Genomic DNA, 20,203 nt, shown 5'->3' on the forward strand with positions numbered 1-20,203 from the left:
AGGAAAGTGTCGATTATGTCAGCGCAGCTTAAACCGTTAAAAAACAAATTAATTCAACAGCTCTCAACTATTTATCAAGATATTACGCTTAAACAGCCTATCGATGATATTGCAGATGCCTTGATTGACATTATGCAATTAACAAGCGAGATAGAGCCGCCAACACCTTTTACAAATCATTGGTCGGAAACTGACATTATATTGATCACTTATGGTGATAGCGTTATAAAAACAGGTCAAGCACCATTACAGACGCTGAAAAACTTTTTAGATAAAAATATTAAAGACACCATTAATAGTGTGCATATTTTACCATTTTTTCCATATAGCTCTGATGATGGTTTTTCGGTTATTGACTATTCTTCTGTTAATGAGTCTTTGGGTTCTTGGCAAGACATCAGTGAGATAAGTCAAAATTATCAGTTAATGTCGGATTTGGTGATTAATCATTGCTCAAGTCGCAGTGCATGGTTCGATAACTTTATAAAAGGTGAAGGACAAGGGCATGACTTTTTCTTTACCGCGCAGTTAGATGATGACCTATCAAATGTGGTGCGTCCACGAACCTCACCTTTATTAAAAGAAGTGGTAACTGGCCAAGGACAAAAGTTTGTTTGGTGTACCTTCAGTCATGATCAAGTTGACTTTGACTTTCGTAACCCTGAAGTATTAAAAGCCTTTACGTCGATTATTCGGCAATACCTTGATAGCGGAGTAAAAATATTCAGATTTGATGCTATTGCTTTTTTATGGAAGATTGTTGGGCGTGATTGTATCAACTTACCCCAAACTCACGAGGTGGTAAGATTATTACGTACACTCATTGAGTCTGCTGACCCTAAAGCTATTATTATTACTGAAACTAATATCCCTAACACTCAAAACCTGACTTACTTTGGTAATGCTAATGAAGCGCATGGGATTTATAATTTCTCCCTACCTCCGTTACTTATCAACACCTTACTTACCGGCAATTGCACACATTTAAAACGATGGCTTATGAGTATGCCACCCTCGCAAGACGGCACAATGTATTTCAACTTCATTGCATCACATGACGGAATTGGTCTACGTCCTGCCGAGGGTTTATTAAATGACTCTGAGCTTGATAACCTCGTTCAAACCATCGAAAGTTTTGGCGGTAAAATTTCATGGCGAACATCAGACCAGGGCGAACAAAAAGCTTATGAAATGAATATTGCCCTTTATGATGCACTACAAGGTACAGTGAAAGGTAAAGATGAATGGAATTTTGAACGTTTTATTTGTGCACATGCCATTATGTTTGCGCTTGAAGGTGTGCCTGGGATTTATATCCACAGTATGTTGGGTACGAAAAATGATTACAACAAACTTGCCAATACGCATAATAACCGCTCGATTAATCGTCATCGTTGGGATGATGATGAGCTAGAAAGCACTTTAGCAAATACTGATTTACATCATGGTAAAGTACTTTCAACCTTAAAATCGTTATTAAGTACTCGTATTAAACAGCCTGCATTTCATCCTAATGCGACGCAATTTACACTTCATTTGGGGTTACAGTTATTTGGTTTTTGGCGACAAAGCCAAAACAGAAAACAAAGCATGTTCTGTGTCAGTAACATTTCAGATAAGCCTGTCGCTTTGCCCTTAAGCGAGCTTAATTTAATTGTGACCGAAGCTTGGGTCGAATTAATAAGCGGTGATAAAATAACCGTGTTAACGGAAGAAATAATGTTATCGCCTTATCAAACAGTATGGATATCTAATAAATAGCAAAGCTAAAATAGCATTATTACTACATTGCAGTATGCATTGTAGTAATAATGCAGTCATCGGTTACTGTTAGCTTGTGATAGCATCACAAGCTGTTGTACTGTCTATCACCTCGATCCTATTACGTCCATTTTCCTTGGCTCGATACATAGCGATATCAGCATCTTTTATTACCGATTCAAAATTAGCGTGATTGTCATTAACGACACAAATACCCAGACTTAAAGTCACACATATTTCGTTACCTTCAAAGGTAATAGCATTATTTGCTAAAGACTTTTGAATACGTTCAGCCGTTTTAACGGCGCCAGATAACTCGCTTTCAGGTAAAAGTATAATAAATTCTTCACCGCCATAGCGTGCAAAAAAATCAATATTTCTAATTTCTTCAGAGCATATTTTACATATATGTTTTAATACTTCATCACCAAATGAATGACCAAATTGATCATTCACATCTTTAAATAAATCACAATCTAACAATATAATGGTAAATTTATTATGACTCCTTTGAATTCTAGAAAACTCTGCATTACCTCTTTCAAATAAAGCACGTCTATTAGCAACACCGGTTAATGGGTCGGTATTAGACAGTTTTTCTAACACCTCGGTTCTCTCAGCTACAATTTGGGTCATCGACTCTAAAGAAATGGTTGTTTCACTTAACTCCGTATTCATTTCATTAAATGCGTTAGCAATACTGTCAAACTCTTCAGATTTATTAGACAGTTCTATTTTTTGAAAATTGCCACAACGGGTATTTACAAAAGCTGATTTAACTTCTTTGAGTGAAGTTCTAAAGATTCTAACGACCTTAAATGCACCAAAAACCATAATAAAAAGGCTCAGCAATAATATCGACAAAATGATAATAACTTGCTGACGAATAACGCTATTTATATCAACCTGCACAATATTAAAAAGCTGAATAGAGTCGGCTCTTATTGCTTCCAATTGTGTTATCAACCTAATTTTTAAATGCTGTTTAATGTTCTCACCTGCATTTAACAATTTATTTTTTGTAATCGCGTTAAATAACCGTAAAACATTTTTATTTTGGCTTTCAATACTATTTTGAATAGTTTGCTGTTGCGAGGTCAAGTTAGGGGTTGATCTTAGTAGCTCACTAAAATCACGATCTAATGCCAACCAATTATCGGTATTAAAGTCGTTCGCGTAAATATTTTCAATACTAATAAATTGTTTTAAAATGTTGGCATGATTTTCAACTTTATGAGCATACCTTTCTCTTTCCAATGCAACATTGACCACCTGAATTGACCACAATATACTGATCGCAAGTGCAAGAAAAAACACACAACTACTGAGCGTAAATGCGTAAATGTTCTGTTGTAAGCTTAACTTCATAGAATATCCCTTTTCACATTGAAAGGTTCACTGACCCAGGACTGACCTTGGTAAGTGCCCTACTATCAACAATACGATCTGTGTTGTGAATATGGTCAAACCCTCCTAATTGCGCCTCCATAGCCCAAATAGCTTGAGAGTTAATATTTAGCATCAAGGAATGATTTAAGCCAAGCTTAAAAATGTAATCTGACCAAACCCAAGCAATAAATTCAGGATCTACATCCAACTCTGCAATGACTATTTTTTTAGCTGTTTCGGGGTTTGAAGCAATATAATCAATGGCAATGTTTAAGCCTTCAATAACACATTGCGCTTTTTCTAAAAGCTCGCTGTCTGCGGTTTTAGAGATCAGGTTAAAGCTCAAGGTGCTTAAACTTTTAGTATCGTGAATTTTTACTTTTTCATTCAATAATTGCATCGCTTCAAAGGCAAAGGGTTCCCATGGAAGAATAGCGTCAACTTCCCCCTGATTAAAGCCATAGAGCAATTCTTCAGGTTTATAATGATGCAACTTGACATCATTCATCGTTAGCCCTTCAATTGCCAGTAAAGTGCTTAAGATATATTCGCTAGATGTGCCTCTAGTAACTCCTATTCGCTTCCCTTTTAACGCTGACATGGACTCAATTTCATCAACAGCATGAGTAATTAATTTCACATCATTATCCGACTGTACGAACATAGCGTGGGTGACAAATTGCTGCGACGTTAAGCTTTGAAAAGCAATGACAGAATCTGAACTTGTGCCAAAATCAACCTCACCATTCATAACTTTTTCAAAAGATACTTGTCCTCCCATCACCTGATCAAACGTCACATCAACACAAGTATTTTCAAACGCATTTATAGCATTGGCAACATAAAAAGGCGTAGAAAGCGGCGTTTTAGAAACAGCAATAGTGATGGGGTATTTTTCTTGGTTTGTAAAACCTTCTACAATAAAGTAGCAAATTACAATACCAGTAATGGCAAGCACTAAAACAGCAGGTGCTAGTGGTTTTTTTTCATGCAAAGCTTAAATCTCCTTTTTTACCCATGCATTATCAGTAGATATTATATGCACGTTTAATGATATATCCTATTAATTCAGCATCAAATCTTAATTAATTGAATTACGGCAGTCATTAAACAATAATATTAGCAGTTATCTTTTAATCTGCTTTTTAATTTACGTTAAAGTTTCTGTTAAAGTTTCTGTTAAACTTTAACGTTAAAAAAATATCTTTAATAAATCATTAAAAAACTAAAATTTTCACTGCAAAAAGTATCCCCAAGATTTACGCAATCTCTGTATTTTCTAGACTCACCACTAGAGTGAATTAACATCTTTAAAGTCGAATACATTAAATTTTGTGGCTATGAGGTCGCACTCACGTTATTAATCCACATTTATCAATCTGCTTTTATTAATCCGCTTAATTAAGAAAGTAGTCTCACCACGCCATGATAAATGTAATCGTTGACTTATTTACTTCAGCTCAACATTGTTAAATTCAACGTTGTGCTGACAGAGAAAAACTTTACCGTAATCATTGCTATTATTTAACAATAACATCAATGAAATAAGATCTATGCATGAACGAGAAACAACTCCGTGTAATTAAATGGTACTTGGTTGGCTTTATAACATTCACTATTTGGACAATGCTAATTTGGCAATATTTTCACTTGGGCGTGCCAAGTCATTATTTTCTTCAGCGTGCTGACATGCCAGAAATATCAAATGGCTGGGGCGGAATTTTGTTACCATTTTTTACTTGGTTAGCTATGATCCGAATTGAAAATAGAATACTAAAAGCACCTGCTGAGCAAAACTCATTAATTTGTAAACAGGTGGTATTCAGTTTTTTTATAGCCTTTGGTTATGGCGTAATATTGTCATTAATGTTTATTAAAGGGTATAGCGATATTTCTGCGGTTTTATTTCCAGCGATACTCGTTTTTGCGCTATTTTTTAAAGTTTATCAAGCGCAATACGTATTAGGCTTTATTCTTAGTATGAGCATTACTTTTGGCGCGGTATTGTCATCTGTTTTTGCTGCTGTAATAGCCTTAGCCTCGGTTGTGATTTACTTCTTTATGCACTTTGTTATTGCACAAATAAAAAAGGCTTTTTTCAACTAAATAGCAAAACGATTAGCTAACCTAGCAATCTTCATTATTGCAGGTTCATTTAAAATAAGGTGATCGTAAACCCGATGCTTGTCGTATTGAATAATAGATATGGCTTACCAAACATAACTCAAATGAAATATATAAATAAAGACGAAATGACTTCAATGGCTCCTCGTTATAGAGCGCAAATTATTAATAGCTTGTCTGGTTTTAAAAGTGCCAACCTTATTGGGACGAGTAGCCAGAGCAGCACACACAACTTAGCGATGTTTAGCTCTGTATTTCATTTAGGTGCTTCACCTGCTTTAGTGGGTTTTATTTCACGTCCAGACAGTGTTGATCGACATACGTTAAAAAATATTAAACTGACTCAACAATATACCATCAATCAAGTGAGTGAGAGCTTTTGGCAAGCAGCCCATCAAACATCAGCCCGTTATGATGATGAAGAATGCGAATTTAAACAAACCGGCCTAACCGCAGAGTTAATCGCAGGTATAGATGCACCTTTTGTTAAAGAGAGTCAGCTAAAGTATGCCCTGGCATTAAAATCAATAGTCCCTATCACGCTTAATAATACGGTATTAGTTATTGGTGAAATTACCGATATTTTATGCCAAAAATCAGCGATTAAAGATGATGGTTACATTGATATTGAGTCATTGAATACCGTTATGGTTTCAGGCCTTGACAGTTACCACACCAGTAAAAGACTTTCACGTTTGAGTTACGCTAAACCTGGGGTATTGCCCAAAAGCATTCCTCTTAACGGTGAATAAAAGGCAAACTCAAATACACTTAAACCTCTGTGAGGCATGTTGATGTTAACAATTTTTTATGATGGTAATTGCCCAATGTGCGCGACAGAAATGGCACACCTTAAAAAGCATGATACAGACAACAGAATTAGCTTGGTCGATATACATCAAGATGATTTTTCTGCACGCTACCCGAGTGTTTGCTTTGATGATGCCATGAAAATATTGCATGGGCATTATAAGTCACAGTTGCTACTGGGACTTGAAGTAACCCATAGAGCTTGGACTTTAGTGGGTAAAGGCTTTTGGGTAGCGCCATTAAATTGGCCAATAATTAAAACCATCAGCCACTGGATATATTTGGGTTTAGCGAAATATCGTCATCCAATTTCAGCGCTGCTCGCAAAAATATTTAACATTAAAACCACTCACTGCACATCAGGAACATGCTATGACAACCCAACAAACACTGATCATCGGCGCAAGTAGCGATATTGGTATGGCTATCGCTAAGCAAGTACAAACTGATAAAAATACAGGTTTACTGCTGATAAGCCGTAATTTCAAACATGCTGATATGCAAACGAGTGTAACCAATTCACCACAGGTGACTAAAATTAGGGTTAAAGATTATCAACCACAGTCAATTGATCACGCTATAACGCAATTAGCACAACATAACCAAGCACCAATAACCCGCGTATTTGTTTGTAACGGTATACTCCACAACGACACCATTAAACCGGAAAAACGCTTAGAAGACTTTGATGCTCAATCTTTCATTCAAGTAATGACATCAAACACTTTAACGCCGATGTTATGGATACAAAAGTTAACTCCATTATTGACAGGGAAGTCACCCTGCACATTCGTGCTATTTAGCGCTAGAGTAGGTAGTATAAGCGACAACCGCTTAGGTGGTTGGTATAGTTATCGCGCATCAAAAGCGGCTTTAAACATGATGATAAAAACCGCAGCGATAGAGCTAGCTCGCAGAGCTAAAAATATAAAACTTATTGCTTTTCATCCAGGTACTACTGATACGCCATTATCGAAACCGTTTCAAAAAAATGTTCCGGAAAATAAGCTTTTTAGTGCAGAGTTTGTCGCTAAGCAGCTATTAGATATTGTTGAAAACACCCCAATAGACCAGAGCCCAAGTTATCTTGATTGGCAAGGTGAAACGATTAACTGGTAGTCAAAGGCTTACTATTTGATAATTAAGTAGCTAGGTTAGCGACTTAATTATCACAACCATTACGAAGCTTTACCAAACAGCACTCGCTATTTAAAGTTTACACTTGAAATGGCTAATGAAAAAGCACCAGCAACTTTACTACTCACTAAAAATCCCACTTCTATAATGTTTTCTGATAACAGTACTGGTGCATTAGGAATGTTGCGCCCCCGAAATGAGGCTTGAAAGTCTGCTAACAAAAACGTTAACTGCTTTTGTTGGCCAGCAACTGTAGTAAAATTGTGTTTATACGCTAAACGATAACCATCAAGCTTTACGCTCATTCTTAATTGATAAGTCAGCCCATCACCTTTAATATTAATAGACACCTTTTCAAAGCCTTTGTTTAACGATTTAATCGAACGAAAGACTGAACTAAACCCGCCATTATTTTCTAGCGAAATATGACCTGCAAAAAGAGCATGACTTGCTTGCAATGAAAAGCTCCCTTGAGATTGACCTCCCATAACGCCATCATTTGTAATACGCCAGCTTTCAATGTCTTGTGGTTCCAAAAGGCCTAGCTGTGATAAATTTTGCTTAGTAAAGTCAATCATAAGTATATGCTCTTTTTTGCTCGCTATCAGTTCCGAGCTATTCAGCGTAAATGGCTTATTGCTATAAATTTTTACTAAACCAAAAAAGGTACACAAAGTAAAAAATATAATTAAAGCAATAAAGCGCATCTTGCTTACTTAGATATTAAAGCGGGATTAATTTTCGCCGCGTGATGAGTTTTAGGCTGAGTCACAAGTAGTTTCACGGGCAAAGGTTAACTCAATACTATGGCTTAACTCGGTAAGCTCATTCACCACAATTGTCGCCATACTGGCATATTCAACCACTTCACCATGTGTGACTAAGCATGACATAGTCTGAGCATTTTCAGCCGCTTGTAGGTCATATAAGTAATCGCCAACATATAATAAGTTTTCAACGGGCAGTGCCCATAGTTTAGCTAGGTGTAATAAGGCGTCTGGTGCGGGTTTGGCTTTGTGGTCCGCTCTTGTAAAAAGCAATTCAATGTCAATATTGTTACGCTGAATTTTTATTAATGCGGCTTCTCGACAATTACGCGTGACAATAGCACAAGGAATACCTAACCGAGACAATAGCTCAATAAGTTCACCAGTACCGAGTAACTTTTTTGTATTTAGCGCGTCATTAAGTTCAAATTCAACTAATAAATTATTGGCTAATATTTGCTGCTTTTTTGGTAAGGTATCTACAAAATCGAGTACGTCGATATTTTTCGGGCACCTTAACGCTGTGCGAATATCGTCGAAGTTTAAGTTTGAAGAAACCAAGGTATTATCTAAGTCAAATATTACGCCTAACAATTTATGTGGTAACACGCCATTTATCTCCTTATAAGAATGTTCAAGTAGCCGTTTGAGTATTTATTGAAATCAATACTTAATCTAACTAACAGTACGCGCTATGCGTAAATAAAGATCATCTAAAGCGTGAAACTATCCTTTGCCCTGCAACTAAACTCGATTAATTCGACAACTGAAACTTCCAGACATTGCTTGTGTCTGACTCAATTTTTTCACAAGCAAAAAAGTCGTGTGAAAAAGCCGTATTACAACTATTAGGCGTTCTGCCTTTAAAGTTGTAAATAATTTTCTGTTCAAGCGTTGTTAAATTTAATGACTTATATGATTTACCCATTAAGTAATAAATCGTATTATCGCGCAATTGCCAATGTCGCCAACCAGAAATAGGAAAACTTTCAATTATGGTCGACTCAACACCGGTCATTAAATCTAATTGATATAAGCCTTCGTGATTAAACTTAGTGTAATAAATTTGATTATTGCTTCCTTGAACACTATAGCCACCGTTAGTCGTTACCTGAGTAACGGTATTATCTGGTGACATCTGCCAGATGTTCCATTGTCCATCAACTTCAGCACTAAACATGATGCGCTTTTCAACATAAGCAACGTGATGCACTTTTGTAAATCCTACTGCGATTTTCTGCCATTTTTTATTTTTCAAAGAATAGCGATATAAAGCATTATTAATGCTCGCAACGAGTTGATTATCTTCAGATGAGAAGGCCATAGCGGCAATATAAGTGATTTTTTCATCAAACGCGGCAATACTAATGCCACCTTGTTCAGCTTGAATATATATTTGTTCTTTACCCGTACGGTTAGATGTAAATGCCAGTACGTTAGATTTATTTCCAAGTATCGGATTGAGATTAATACCACTACTTTTTGTTAATGGTATTAACTTATTGCCCTGATTAGCGTAACTAAAAATATTAACCGTCGATTGACTACGTTCAGTTATCACCGTTTGATTAGTGTCGCCTTTTGCAAGCCGGCTGAACTGGTCGCCATGTTCAATAACCGTTAGCGTATGATGATTAACATCAAAACTGAATAATCCAGTACTGTTTGCCACTAAAATTATATCTGCTGAATGCCAAACCATGCCGTAAACTTCATCAACAAAATCGGCAGTCAATATAATAGAATTATCATTTAGCGAAATAAGTTTAACTTTATCGGTTTCATCACCGTTGTACTCAATAACAGCTAAGGTTTTAAAGTTAGGCGATATTGCAAACATATAATCCCCTACCGTATTACCTGTTTGTATCGGATGAGTAAGTTGTTGCTTTCTTCCGGTATCAAGTTGATAAGAATAAATAGCATATGGCTCAGATATACTTGATCTAGATCGATAAATTAATCGTCTCTTTTTCTCATCAAAAACGAGTTGTGTAACCACCCTTTCGCCACAATCAATTATCGGTTCAAACGCCATGGCAGCTAAATTAACTTTAACTATTTCACACTGCCTTTGTTGTAAGTTGTTTAATCTCGATGCATAAATAAAACCATCGCCGGCAAATAAAACATCGGTGTAGTAATAATTATCATCTGTAATCGCTTGAGCAGGTGCGTCAGCCTGTTTAATGAAAAGTTGTGCACTCGCATCAGTGCCAGTCCGGTGTAGGTAAACCAGTGAACCTGTTTTTGCATCATAACTCGCGTTAAAAGCGTTCCCTAATGTTGATGTAACAGGTTGCCACCCAACAACCCGCAAGTTGTCGGCTGAACTTGTAGACCCATATAATTTATAAATAAAAAATAAACTTAACGCTAATGCCGCAAAAATCCATCCTCGTTTACCGCCTAATAGCTGAAATTTATGACGATAAAGTGTTGGCGTTACAACCTCATCATTTTTAACGGGGCTAGTGTGCTGGAGATCTAATTCAGCTAAGACCGATTCTGACTTGTTATTTTCACTTGGAATGTTTTCTATAACAGGTGCTGCCGTTAATCTATATCCTACTTTACTTACCGTTTTTATCCATTGTGGTGAGGACGGGTTATCTTCGATTAATTTACGTAATTCTCCAACGGCTCGATTAATCGCTGCATCACTAACAATTCTTCCCCGCCAAACTTGTGCAATTAACTCTTCTCTGGAAATAGCCTCTTGAGGGTGCTGACAAAAATAGACCAGTAATTCAAAAATTCGAGGCTCAAACTCAATACATTTATCGTCTTTAATTAACGCTATCTGTTCAACGTCAACGACTATATCGCCAAATAAAAAACGCATTTAGTATTCCATCATTTAATTAATCATTATCATTTCATTATAAAACCATTGTTACCTCTTTATTGAATGAAATCAAGAAACTGACACACTCCAGTTTTAAATGAGTAAAGCATAACAAGAGCAATATAATGAATAAAAAAGCCATGATTAACCTTACTATAATCTCGTGTAGTTTACTTTTAGGCTGTGGAGGAAGCGGCAGTAAAAAAACAGAGCAACCATCTCCCACACCGATAATAACGACATGTGCAGGACAATCGCTTGAGTCGGGAACAAGCTGTATAACATTAGAGAATAGAGAGGCCATTGTTTATAAACCTAGCAATACTATTGAAGGGATCGCAGTGTTTTTACATGGCGCTCCTGGATCTCCTAAAAAAGTCAGTAAAATATTTAATGCTAAATCAATCAGTGATAGTGAAAAATTAATATCCGTTTCGCCTCAGGGTATAAATGAAAAATGGGGCTGGGAAAGTGTTAATGACTCCGCGAATGCTAAGCAAGCCGATGTAGATTTTATTGTTAACCTTCTGACTAAGATCAGAACTGACAACAACATTACCACCGATAAAGTTTATATTTTTGGCTACTCTGCAGGTGGATTTATGGCTTATAAACTTGCCTGTCAAATACCAGGACATATAACCGCAATTGTATCTCTTGCAGGACAATATAGGGGTGACTTTAGCGCCTGTTCAACATCTACACCGGTGACTGTGCATCACTTTCATAGTCCACAAGATAGAGAAGTCCCTATCAAGGGTAGAGAGGTGGGTGAGATAAAATCGGTTGCCGAAACACTCGCACACTGGTTGCTTATTAATGGCTGTAGTGAAACCTTCAACACAGTGAAACACCCGAAAGTAAGTAGTACCAGTAATGGCACTGAGACTCAAACCTGGGAAGGTTGTGTCAAAGAAGTCAGCTTTTCAGCATTAAATAATGTACCGCATGAAGCCAGTTATAGCGCAGAAGTATTGAAACAAATCTACCAGCCTATTTTTAATTAAAGTAGGTCGTGTGGCAAAAGATTATCAAATCTAATAAAGGATACATTATGCAGAAAATTTTCAGTTTTTTACTTATAGTAGTTTTTATATCGGCTTGCTCTGACGGTGGCAATAACGCAGAAATACCACAAACAGATAATACTTCAGGTAACACCAGCATACCGATTAATAATATCGCGATCCCTGATAATCGTTATGCTAATAACTATCAAGTGTTACTCTTTGGTAATAGCCATGTTATAGGGTTAAGTGGCTTACTTAAAAGACTTATTAGTGCAGGCAACCCTTTTGCCACAATTACCATAAAAAATGCTGGAGGTGGATTTTTAGATGATAGTTCCAGTAAACAAAGAAGAATTGAGTTACTTGAAAGTGAGCTTTGGACGCATGTTATCTTACAAGGCCAAAAATATTCTCAATCAGGTGCGAAAACCTACCCAATTAATGCAGCACTAGCTTGGATAGATAAAGCTAAGAGTCATAACACAACCCCGATACTTTTCCCTGAGCACCCACAAAAAGGGAAAACTCAAGAAGGGAGTAGAGTGCATCTTATACATACTGGTATTGCTGAATTACAAAAGGCGTGTGTTGCACCTGTTGGCTTAGCTTGGGATAGAGTCATCATGACGTATCCACAAATCGTCTTACATACAGATGACGGTAATCACGCATCTTTAACTGGGCAATTACTCAGCGCTTTCATTTTTTATGAAGTTATTACTGGTGAGGCAGCAGATTTGTTGCCCTTTGATAGTAACATCGATGTAGATGAAGCAACTCAGCAAATTTTAAGGCAAATGGCTTCTGAAACTATTAAAACTCATCCGCCTTGCATATTTGAAAAATAAATTTTCGGTGGAAGCTTCTATTTATAACAGCGGTTCCATTAAAGGAGCCGCTGTTTTTTGAATCAACTAATCAGTATGTTGACCTACCTGCCCCAAGAGCAACCTATTGATAAATACTGTGCTATAGGTGTATTAGTAGTGAGGTTTGTTCTTTTTTAGGCATTTTACTCACCACTAACCTATATGAGTTATCCATCATGCGTTCAATTTCTCCCTGAGGAATTGAACCATCCAAAATCACCGTATTCCATTGTACTTTATTCATATGATAGCCAGGTATAACCGCGCTGAATACATCACGTAACATAACAGCCTCATCGGGTTCACATTTTAAGTTAATACAATAATGCCCCGCCATTTTCCCTTGAGTGCCTTTTTCATTACCTTTGCCTAGGGCTAAGGTTGCAAACATTTTATGCTTTACTTTAAATACACTGACATCCTCACCAAAAGGAAAATATTCGATTGTTTCAGCTTTATCTAGTAAATAACGCCTAGCTTGTATGTTATCCATAATATTGTTACTGCACCTTAAATGAGTGATTAACACTCTATTCCGATAAAAAAACTAATTGACTACAATGGCAAAAAAATTGCCATTCATTAAGTAAATCCACAAGGACAATGACTAAAAACAGCCTAAAAGAATGGCCGAAATCATACTTATATCACTCAAAAATAAAGATATAAGCCTGCGTTTTAAATGATAACTATTATCATTAAATCATACTCCAACAAACGCGATACGACAACAAATAAAACCGCAAACTTAAGGAAACGAACAGCTTAAAAACATCTCGTTGCCTTCATAAAACAGTTGTAAAAAAGTAACAAAAAAACACTAAAGGACCTAGTTAAAATAAGAAGACAAATTCATTATTTGCTTTGCAGGCACCGGCTTACTTAAATAAAAGCCTTGTACAAAATCACAACCTAACTCTCTCAACAAAGTATGTTGCTCTTTGGTTTCTACTCCTTCAGCTACAACCAAAAGCCCTAAACTATGTGACATGGCGATAGTTGCTTTAACTAAATCACAATCCGATTTATTTAACGTTATACCATGAATAAAACTACGATCAATTTTTAATATATCAAAATGATACTGCCTTAAATAACTTAACGATGAATAACCTGTGCCAAAGTCATCCATTGATAGTTTTATACCTAACTTATTGATTTCATGTAAAGCATCTTTAATATAAGACTGTCCTCCCATCAATACGCCTTCAGTAATTTCTAACTCAAAATCCTCAAAATCAATACCAGCTTCATTCACCGTATTTTGAATCAAACTCAATAGCCCTTCATCTCTGAACTGGCGAGGAGATAAATTAACGGCCATGGTGTATTTTTTATTCCCTTTACCTTGCCAAACACTTAAAAACGTTAAGGCTTGCCTAATGACAAACTGCCCAATGGGTACTATCAGTCCTGTGTGCTCAGCAATAGGTATAAATTCATCAGGTGTAACGTTACCTAATACAGGATTATGCCAGCGCAATAAAGCTTCCGCACCGACCATTTTGTCATTACTAAGATCAAATTGGGCTTGATAGTATAATTCAAACTCTTGACGCTCTAATGCTCCGTGCATTTGCTCTTCAATCGCAAAACGACGCTGCATAACCGTGTTCATTTCTTTGGTAAAAAAGGAATGAGTATTACGCCCTAAAGCTTTAGCTTGGTACATTGCTGTATCAGCATTACGTAATAAGTCTGAGGCGCCAAGGCCATTTTCAGGATAAAGGGCAATTCCGATACTCAATGTTAATATTAGCTCCCTGCCATCAATATTGAATGGCTCTCTAAAGGTTTTCAGTAAAACCTCAGCAACGGCAAGCGCATTGTAATGTTCGGTTAGGCCCCGTAAAAGAATAATAAACTCATCACCACCTAAACGACCGACCGTATCTTCTTTTCGTAAAACATTTTGCAGTCGCTTCGCGGACTCGATCAACAACTTGTCGCCGATTTCATGTCCTAAAGAATCGTTCACTTTTTTAAAGTCATCTAAATCAAGAAAAAGTACCGCCGCCTGCTCAGTGTTCCTATCTGCTTCAATTAATATTTGCGTTAAGCGATCTAGTGCCAAAAATCGATTTGGTAATAGCGTTAAACAATCAAAATAAGCTTGATGACGGATCAACTCTGCATTTTTATGTTGCTCAGTAATATCACGAATAATAACAACGAGCTGCTGGTATTTTGACAAATAATTAATTCTAGCTTCAAAAAAGGATAAACCACGCGGCAGGATTAAATCATATTCAAAACTTATCATTTCGGTTTGTTTTAATGCTTTGGCTATATGGTTATGAAACTTGCGGGCAACGTCTTCGGGTAGTACATCAGTCATATTTTTGCCAATAAATTTTTCAGGCGATACATAAAGGTCACTTATGTTACTGGCGTGATAATCTACAATCGTTCCATCACTTTCCATCAAGAAAAATAAATCGGGTATCGCTTTAAATATAGTCTCAAGCATCTGATCTTTAAAAGTAGCTTGTGCTTGTGCATGTATTACATCGGTTAAATCAATATCAATACAGTACATTTGTTTATTGTTGTATTGGTTAGTAAAGAGCACATGACTTGAGTAAACACATACATCATTACCCTGTTTATCAAGTAAAGTAAGTTCTGCTGCGGGTATTTCTACACCATTTTTTATCCAGTTAGTGTGCGCAGCAATAACAAACTCACACATGGGTTTGGGAATGATAAGGTCTTCTATTTGTTGCCCCGTAGCCTCTTCTTTGGTGAAGCCATAAAGTAACTCGCTGCCCTCGTTCCAATAAATTACCCGTCGATTTTCATCATATCCCTGTACAGAAATAGCACTGACTGCATCAAATATCTGATGCAATGGGTCGTTAATAATATATTTGTGGCTTAACGCGCTAACAGCTTTTTTCGAATTCATAACGTGGAGAGGCCCAGTAACTTCAATATATTAATAATAGACTTAAATAGGTAATTTCGCTTATGTAAACAAAATAAAGCTGAGTAATATGCATCAGAGTAAATGATGGCTATTCGCTAGTTATACATATGTTTCCGCTTATATTAGCCCTTCGGGGAAATGAGGTTACTAAGCTACTGATTATACAAAGCCTCTAATGTGCTCTGTGCTGCTCAAGCTGCTTTAATTAAAAACGACAGTTTTATCGGCTATTAATAATCAAATGCTCACATTACCATTCCATCAACCATGCTATGTAACAGAGAAAAACGGTATTTAATCGGATAAAAGATGACAAAATTTATTACACTGGCACAATGGTAACCAGATAAGTTCTGCTTTGCCTAAAGGTCAAACAGTTCCTAAAGTAATAATAAAAAAGGATATTCAATGAAAGCTATTTTTGCTCTGCTACTTATGTGCTTTAGCACGTTAAGTTTTGCTGTTGAGCAGGCCGAAGAAATTTTTAAACAATTAGCCCCTTCACTTTATCAAATACGCTTAATCGACAAAGCCAGTGGTGAAAAGTCTTCTATTGGTTCGGGTTTTCAAATTAGTAGCGATGGTCTTATTGCGACTAATTATCACGTTATTTCAGGTTTTGCCCGACACCCTCATAAATACACCATAGAGTATTTAGATAATAAAGGTAACAAATCAGCGCTTACCTTAAAAAGCGTAGATGTCATTAATGACCTTGCCATTGTTCAACGTGAAGTTAGCACTGAAATGCCATATTTTCATATCGCGAAGCAAGCGCCGACAAAAGGTGAGGAGCTATTTTCGTTAGGTAACCCGCATGACTTAGGCATGATAGTCGTACCGGGTACATATAATGGTTTAAAAAATGAGTCTTTTAACGACCGCATTCATTTTACGGGTTCAGTTAACTCAGGCATGAGTGGTGGCCCCGTTGTTAATAAGAATACTGAAGTCGTCGGCATTAATGTTGCCACCTCGGGTAATCAAATCGGATTTTTAGTTCCACACGACAAGTTACTTGCGCTTTATCAGCAATATCAGCAAAACCCTCCAAAAAGCATTGAGCAACAAATGGCAGCTCAGCTTATGCAGAATCAAGAAAAGTTAATTACTACAATTTTGAAAAGTGATTGGCAATTAAAGCAATTAGGTCGAGGCTTAATACCTACTATTGATGTGCCTTTTGTACGTTGCTGGGGTGAGTCCAACTCAGATAAAGTCGATGCTCAAATAATGGCGGCCGTTGCAAATTGCGATTTAGATGAAAATACCTATATTTCTTCTGACTTTTTTACTGGCTCTTTGGAAATGGAATACCGCTATATGGAATCAGATAAAATTGGCAGTACTAAGTTTTATCATATTTTTGAGCGTCAGCTAAACCAAGTAGCACCAGGTAATCTAGCAGGTAAGGATGATGTAACTGAATATCAATGTCACCATGACCTTGTTATGCCACCAAGCAGCAATATTAATAATAAAGCCGTATTTTGTACTCGTGCTTATAAAGATTTCCCGGCGCTGTACGATGTGCTTTATATCGCTATTTCTGTCGACCATGAGCAATACGCATTACTCAGCCATTTCACCATTTCTGGCGTTGCACAAGAAACCTCACTTGCCTTTTTAGCTAAATTTATGGAGTCGGTTTCATGGAAATAATTATTGAAGAAATCAGTCATGGTCACAAACTCTTAAGTCGCCAAAAATTTGCTCCAAACAACATTACTATTGGTCGGGGCTACGATAACGACATTATCATTAGTGACCCTCATGTTTGTCCTGAACACTTGCAGTTGCATTTTAACGGTGAGCATTGGTTGGTTGATGATCAGGGGTCAATTAATGGCAGTTTTCTTGAAGGCAGTAAAGAAAATGTTATCCAACATAAAGTCAGTTCTGGCGATATTATCTCCATTGGTAAAAGCCAAGTGCGCCTTGTTTTCCCTAGTCATCCCGTATCTGAAAGTATTGCCATTAGTCCATTCGAGAGTTTAATAAACTTAGCGCGTCATCCTGTTGTACTTGCACTTAGTATGACTTTATTTGCTTTAATTGGTGGTTGGATTATTAATTTAAACAATGCCAACGAAGTTTCTTTAACACAAATACTCGTGCCTACCATTGGCTTAACCTTAGGCTTTGCCTTATGGCCTGCTGGCATTGCATTAGTGTCACACTTAACCAAACATGATGCGCGTTTTTGGACCCAAATGGGCATTAGCTTTATCTTTTTTAATTTAATGTGGCTCAGTGATATTTTTGAAAACATTGTGCACTTTAATACTTCCAGTAATTTTTCAATGCTCTGGTTGTTATCTATTATTCCATTGCTGTTGGCTTTTGGCTTATTTTGGCTTAACTGTTATGTCGGCTTTCACATGACTTTACGTCGTAGAAATGTTGTCGCCTCATGTTTAATACTCTTGCTCTTTGGCGGCAGCTTTGTCATTCAAATGAGTAAACAACCTGACTTTAATCCGCGCCCGCAATTTGACACCACCATTATGTCGCCAGCCTTTATATTTGCGCCAAGTACTAATGTTGAAACCTTTGTTAATGACGCAAGTAAGCTCTTTGATAAAGCGACAAAAAGTGTAGAAAAAGACAGTAAAGATTAATTAGATAAAAGCTTAGTATTACTGAGGTTTAAGCATAAAAAAGCCGTCGTGGTTACGACGGCTTTTTAGATATTACAAAAGTGCAATAAGGTGTAATTAAGGTTTGGCGATAAAACCAATAGCTTGATAAACCTCAGCTAGCAATTTACTCGCACGCGCTGACGCTTTATCTGCACCTTTTCGCATCACTTCATCTAAGTAGGCTTGGTCATTACGAAATTGATGATAACGTTCTTGAATCGGCGCAAGTAAAGCAACAACAGCTTCAGCAACATCACCTTTTAAATGACCATACATTTTATCTTCATATTCAGGCACCAATTCAGCAACTGTTTTACCTGTTGTACATGATAAAAGCGATAACAAGTTTGATACGCCAGGCTTTTCTGCAATATCAAAATAGATATTCGCTTGCTCGTCTGAATCAGTCACAGCACGTTTAATTTTTTTGGTTATTTTCTTAGTATCTTCTAGTAAGCCAATAAAGTTACCTGGATTCGTATCAGATTTTGACATTTTTTTAGTCGGCTCTAATAAGCTCATGACACGAGCGCCAAACTCAGGAATAAAAGGTTCAGGCACTTTAAAAGTTTCACCATGCAAGTTATTAAAACGCGTAGCAATGTCACGTGCTAATTCTAAATGCTGTTTTTGATCATCGCCAACGGGCACTTTATTGGCGCCGTATAATAAAATATCAGCGGCCATTAAAACCGGATAAGTAAATAAACCTGAGTTCATATTCGCTTCAGATTTAGACGACTTATCTTTATATTGCGTCATGCGATTAAGCTCACCCATTTGAGTGTAGCAATTTAATACCCAGCTCAATTGCGCATGCTCAGGCACATGTGATTGAATAAAAATAGTGCTTTTTTCTGGGTCAACGCCACAAGCTAAATATAATGCTAAACCATCTAAAGTTGCTTTGCGCAACGCTTCAGGCTCAGGGCGAACAGTTATGGCATGCTGATCAACCAGCATGTAATAACATTCGTGACTATCTTGCATGCTTACCCATTGCTTTAATGCACCAAGATAATTGCCAATGGTTAACTCGCCTGATGGCTGACAGCCGCTTAGTACAATAGGTTTACTCATTTTTTATCCTTGAAGTTTTCTAAATTATTTAATCTGTTAATTATTTAACGGTGGCTAATGCTGCGCGCATTTCATCAATAGCAACTTTGTAATCTGGCTTTGAAAATATAGCCGAACCAGCCACAAACATATCAGCGCCAGCTTTAGCTATATCTGCAATATTATCGGCTTTAACGCCACCGTCTACTTGTAAACGAATATCGAAACCACTGGCATCGATTTTTTCACGCACTAAGCGAAGTTTATCTAAAGTAGTAGGAATAAACGATTGACCACCAAAGCCTGGGTTAACTGACATTAACAAAATAACATCGAGTTTATCCATAACGAAATCTAAAACATGTAAAGGTGTTGCAGGGTTTAATACTAAGCCCGCTTTACAGCCATGATCTTTAATGAGCTGCAAGGTTCTATCAATATGATCGCTAGCTTCAGGGTGGAAGGTAATAATATCAGCACCGGCTTTAGCAAAATCAGGGATCAGGCTATCAACAGGTTTCACCATTAAATGCACATCAATAGGTGCGGTAATACCGTAGTCTCGTAATGATTTACAGATCATTGAGCCAAACGTTAAGTTTGGTACAAAGTGATTATCCATCACATCAAAATGAATAACATCAGCGCCAGCATTAAGCACCTTTGTAACATCTTCGCCCAAGCGAGCAAAGTCAGCAGATAAAATTGATGGAGCAATAAGAAAATCAGACATAGTAATTACCTTGACAAAATTTGCGATACTTTAACTTAATTGTGCAAATTTTGCGACTTAGATCAGTCACAAAAATGTATATAACATCTTATATCGTAATCAAGTTCATATGTAGATTTCAACAC

18 protein-coding genes are annotated in these 20,203 nt (G+C 36.9%); 9 read left to right on the plus strand and 9 right to left on the minus strand.

What is annotated here, in order from left to right; genetic code table 11:
* The first annotated feature begins 15 nt into the window (after positions 1 to 15).
* On the plus strand, positions 16 to 1,761 hold the full coding sequence (locus tag H4J50_RS06970) for a sugar phosphorylase (protein ID WP_182255317.1): 1,746 nt from the start codon (positions 16 to 18) through the stop codon (positions 1,759 to 1,761).
* A gap of 69 nt (positions 1,762 to 1,830) precedes the next feature.
* Here the strand turns inward: H4J50_RS06970 and H4J50_RS06975 are convergent, their stop codons facing one another.
* Positions 1,831 to 3,129 carry a GGDEF domain-containing protein gene (locus H4J50_RS06975; RefSeq protein ID WP_108454771.1) on the minus strand — a complete coding sequence of 433 codons (1,299 nt, stop codon included), beginning with the start codon at positions 3,127 to 3,129 and terminating at the stop codon, positions 1,831 to 1,833.
* Between the two features lie 13 nt (positions 3,130 to 3,142).
* Entirely contained in the window at positions 3,143 to 4,144 is a 1,002-nt protein-coding gene (locus tag H4J50_RS06980) for an ABC transporter substrate-binding protein (protein ID WP_108454770.1), read from the minus strand.
* 563 nt (positions 4,145 to 4,707) lie between these two features.
* On the opposite strand from H4J50_RS06980, the gene H4J50_RS06985 reads away from it, so the two are divergent.
* From H4J50_RS06985 to H4J50_RS07000, 4 genes are all read left to right on the plus strand, one after another.
* Positions 4,708 to 5,256, plus strand: coding sequence for a hypothetical protein (locus H4J50_RS06985; RefSeq protein ID WP_182255318.1), 549 nt, complete (start codon positions 4,708 to 4,710; stop codon positions 5,254 to 5,256).
* 122 nt (positions 5,257 to 5,378) lie between these two features.
* Complete coding sequence (locus tag H4J50_RS06990; RefSeq protein WP_108454768.1) at positions 5,379 to 6,026, plus strand: flavin reductase family protein; 648 nt, start codon at positions 5,379 to 5,381, stop codon at positions 6,024 to 6,026.
* Positions 6,027 to 6,068: 42 nt separating this feature from the next.
* Positions 6,069 to 6,494 (plus strand): thiol-disulfide oxidoreductase DCC family protein, encoded by a 426-nt coding sequence (locus tag H4J50_RS06995; RefSeq protein WP_108454767.1) that lies wholly within the window; start codon positions 6,069 to 6,071, stop codon positions 6,492 to 6,494.
* Positions 6,457 to 7,203, plus strand: coding sequence for an SDR family NAD(P)-dependent oxidoreductase (locus tag H4J50_RS07000; RefSeq protein WP_182255319.1), 747 nt, complete (start codon positions 6,457 to 6,459; stop codon positions 7,201 to 7,203). Before H4J50_RS06995 ends, H4J50_RS07000 begins: the two co-directional genes overlap by 38 nt.
* An 86-nt stretch (positions 7,204 to 7,289) precedes the next feature.
* On the opposite strand, the gene H4J50_RS07005 is transcribed toward H4J50_RS07000, so the two are convergent.
* The 3 genes from H4J50_RS07005 to H4J50_RS07015 all read right to left on the minus strand — a co-directional run bounded on the left by H4J50_RS07005 (position 7,290) and on the right by H4J50_RS07015 (position 10,833).
* On the minus strand, positions 7,290 to 7,799 hold the full coding sequence (locus tag H4J50_RS07005) for a CIA30 family protein (RefSeq protein WP_108457700.1): 510 nt from the start codon (positions 7,797 to 7,799) through the stop codon (positions 7,290 to 7,292).
* Positions 7,800 to 7,979: 180 nt separating this feature from the next.
* Positions 7,980 to 8,597, minus strand: a complete 618-nt coding sequence (locus H4J50_RS07010; RefSeq protein ID WP_182255321.1) for an HAD family hydrolase — start codon at positions 8,595 to 8,597, stop codon at positions 7,980 to 7,982.
* 145 nt (positions 8,598 to 8,742) lie between these two features.
* Positions 8,743 to 10,833, minus strand: a complete 2,091-nt coding sequence (locus H4J50_RS07015; protein ID WP_182255323.1) for a transcriptional regulator — start codon at positions 10,831 to 10,833, stop codon at positions 8,743 to 8,745.
* Positions 10,834 to 10,961: 128 nt separating this feature from the next.
* Here H4J50_RS07015 and H4J50_RS07020 point away from each other — a divergent pair, with 128 nt between their 5' ends.
* Together H4J50_RS07020 and H4J50_RS07025 are read left to right on the plus strand one after the other, a co-directional pair.
* Positions 10,962 to 11,843 (plus strand): PHB depolymerase family esterase, encoded by an 882-nt coding sequence (locus H4J50_RS07020; protein ID WP_182255325.1) that lies wholly within the window; start codon positions 10,962 to 10,964, stop codon positions 11,841 to 11,843.
* A 47-nt stretch (positions 11,844 to 11,890) separates the two neighbouring features.
* The gene (locus H4J50_RS07025; protein ID WP_108454762.1) at positions 11,891 to 12,694 is read left to right on the plus strand and encodes a hypothetical protein; all 804 of its coding nucleotides are present in this window, start codon (positions 11,891 to 11,893) and stop codon (positions 12,692 to 12,694) included.
* A 121-nt stretch (positions 12,695 to 12,815) separates the two neighbouring features.
* Here the strand turns inward: H4J50_RS07025 and H4J50_RS07030 are convergent, their stop codons facing one another.
* Positions 12,816 to 13,208, minus strand: a complete 393-nt coding sequence (locus H4J50_RS07030) for an MmcQ/YjbR family DNA-binding protein (RefSeq protein WP_108454761.1) — start codon at positions 13,206 to 13,208, stop codon at positions 12,816 to 12,818.
* A 336-nt stretch (positions 13,209 to 13,544) separates the two neighbouring features.
* The gene (locus tag H4J50_RS07035; RefSeq protein ID WP_182255327.1) at positions 13,545 to 15,623 is read right to left on the minus strand and encodes an EAL domain-containing protein; all 2,079 of its coding nucleotides are present in this window, start codon (positions 15,621 to 15,623) and stop codon (positions 13,545 to 13,547) included.
* 429 nt (positions 15,624 to 16,052) lie between these two features.
* On the opposite strand from H4J50_RS07035, the gene H4J50_RS07040 reads away from it, so the two are divergent.
* Both H4J50_RS07040 and H4J50_RS07045 read left to right on the plus strand, forming a co-directional pair.
* Positions 16,053 to 17,306 (plus strand): serine protease, encoded by a 1,254-nt coding sequence (locus H4J50_RS07040; protein WP_182255329.1) that lies wholly within the window; start codon positions 16,053 to 16,055, stop codon positions 17,304 to 17,306.
* Positions 17,297 to 18,265: an FHA domain-containing protein gene (locus H4J50_RS07045; protein ID WP_108454758.1), complete on the plus strand. Its 969-nt coding sequence runs from the start codon at positions 17,297 to 17,299 to the stop codon at positions 18,263 to 18,265. The genes H4J50_RS07040 and H4J50_RS07045 overlap by 10 nt, the downstream gene beginning before the upstream one ends.
* A gap of 96 nt (positions 18,266 to 18,361) precedes the next feature.
* Here the strand turns inward: H4J50_RS07045 and trpS are convergent, their stop codons facing one another.
* A complete protein-coding gene (gene trpS / locus H4J50_RS07050; protein ID WP_108454757.1) occupies positions 18,362 to 19,366 on the minus strand; it encodes a tryptophan--tRNA ligase in 1,005 nt (334 codons plus the stop codon).
* A gap of 40 nt (positions 19,367 to 19,406) precedes the next feature.
* A complete protein-coding gene (gene rpe, locus H4J50_RS07055; protein WP_108454756.1) occupies positions 19,407 to 20,078 on the minus strand; it encodes a ribulose-phosphate 3-epimerase in 672 nt (223 codons plus the stop codon).
* Positions 20,079 to 20,203 lie beyond the last annotated feature (125 nt).

The organism is Colwellia sp. 6M3, from assembly GCF_014077595.1.
Lineage (GTDB): Bacteria > Pseudomonadota > Gammaproteobacteria > Enterobacterales > Alteromonadaceae > Cognaticolwellia.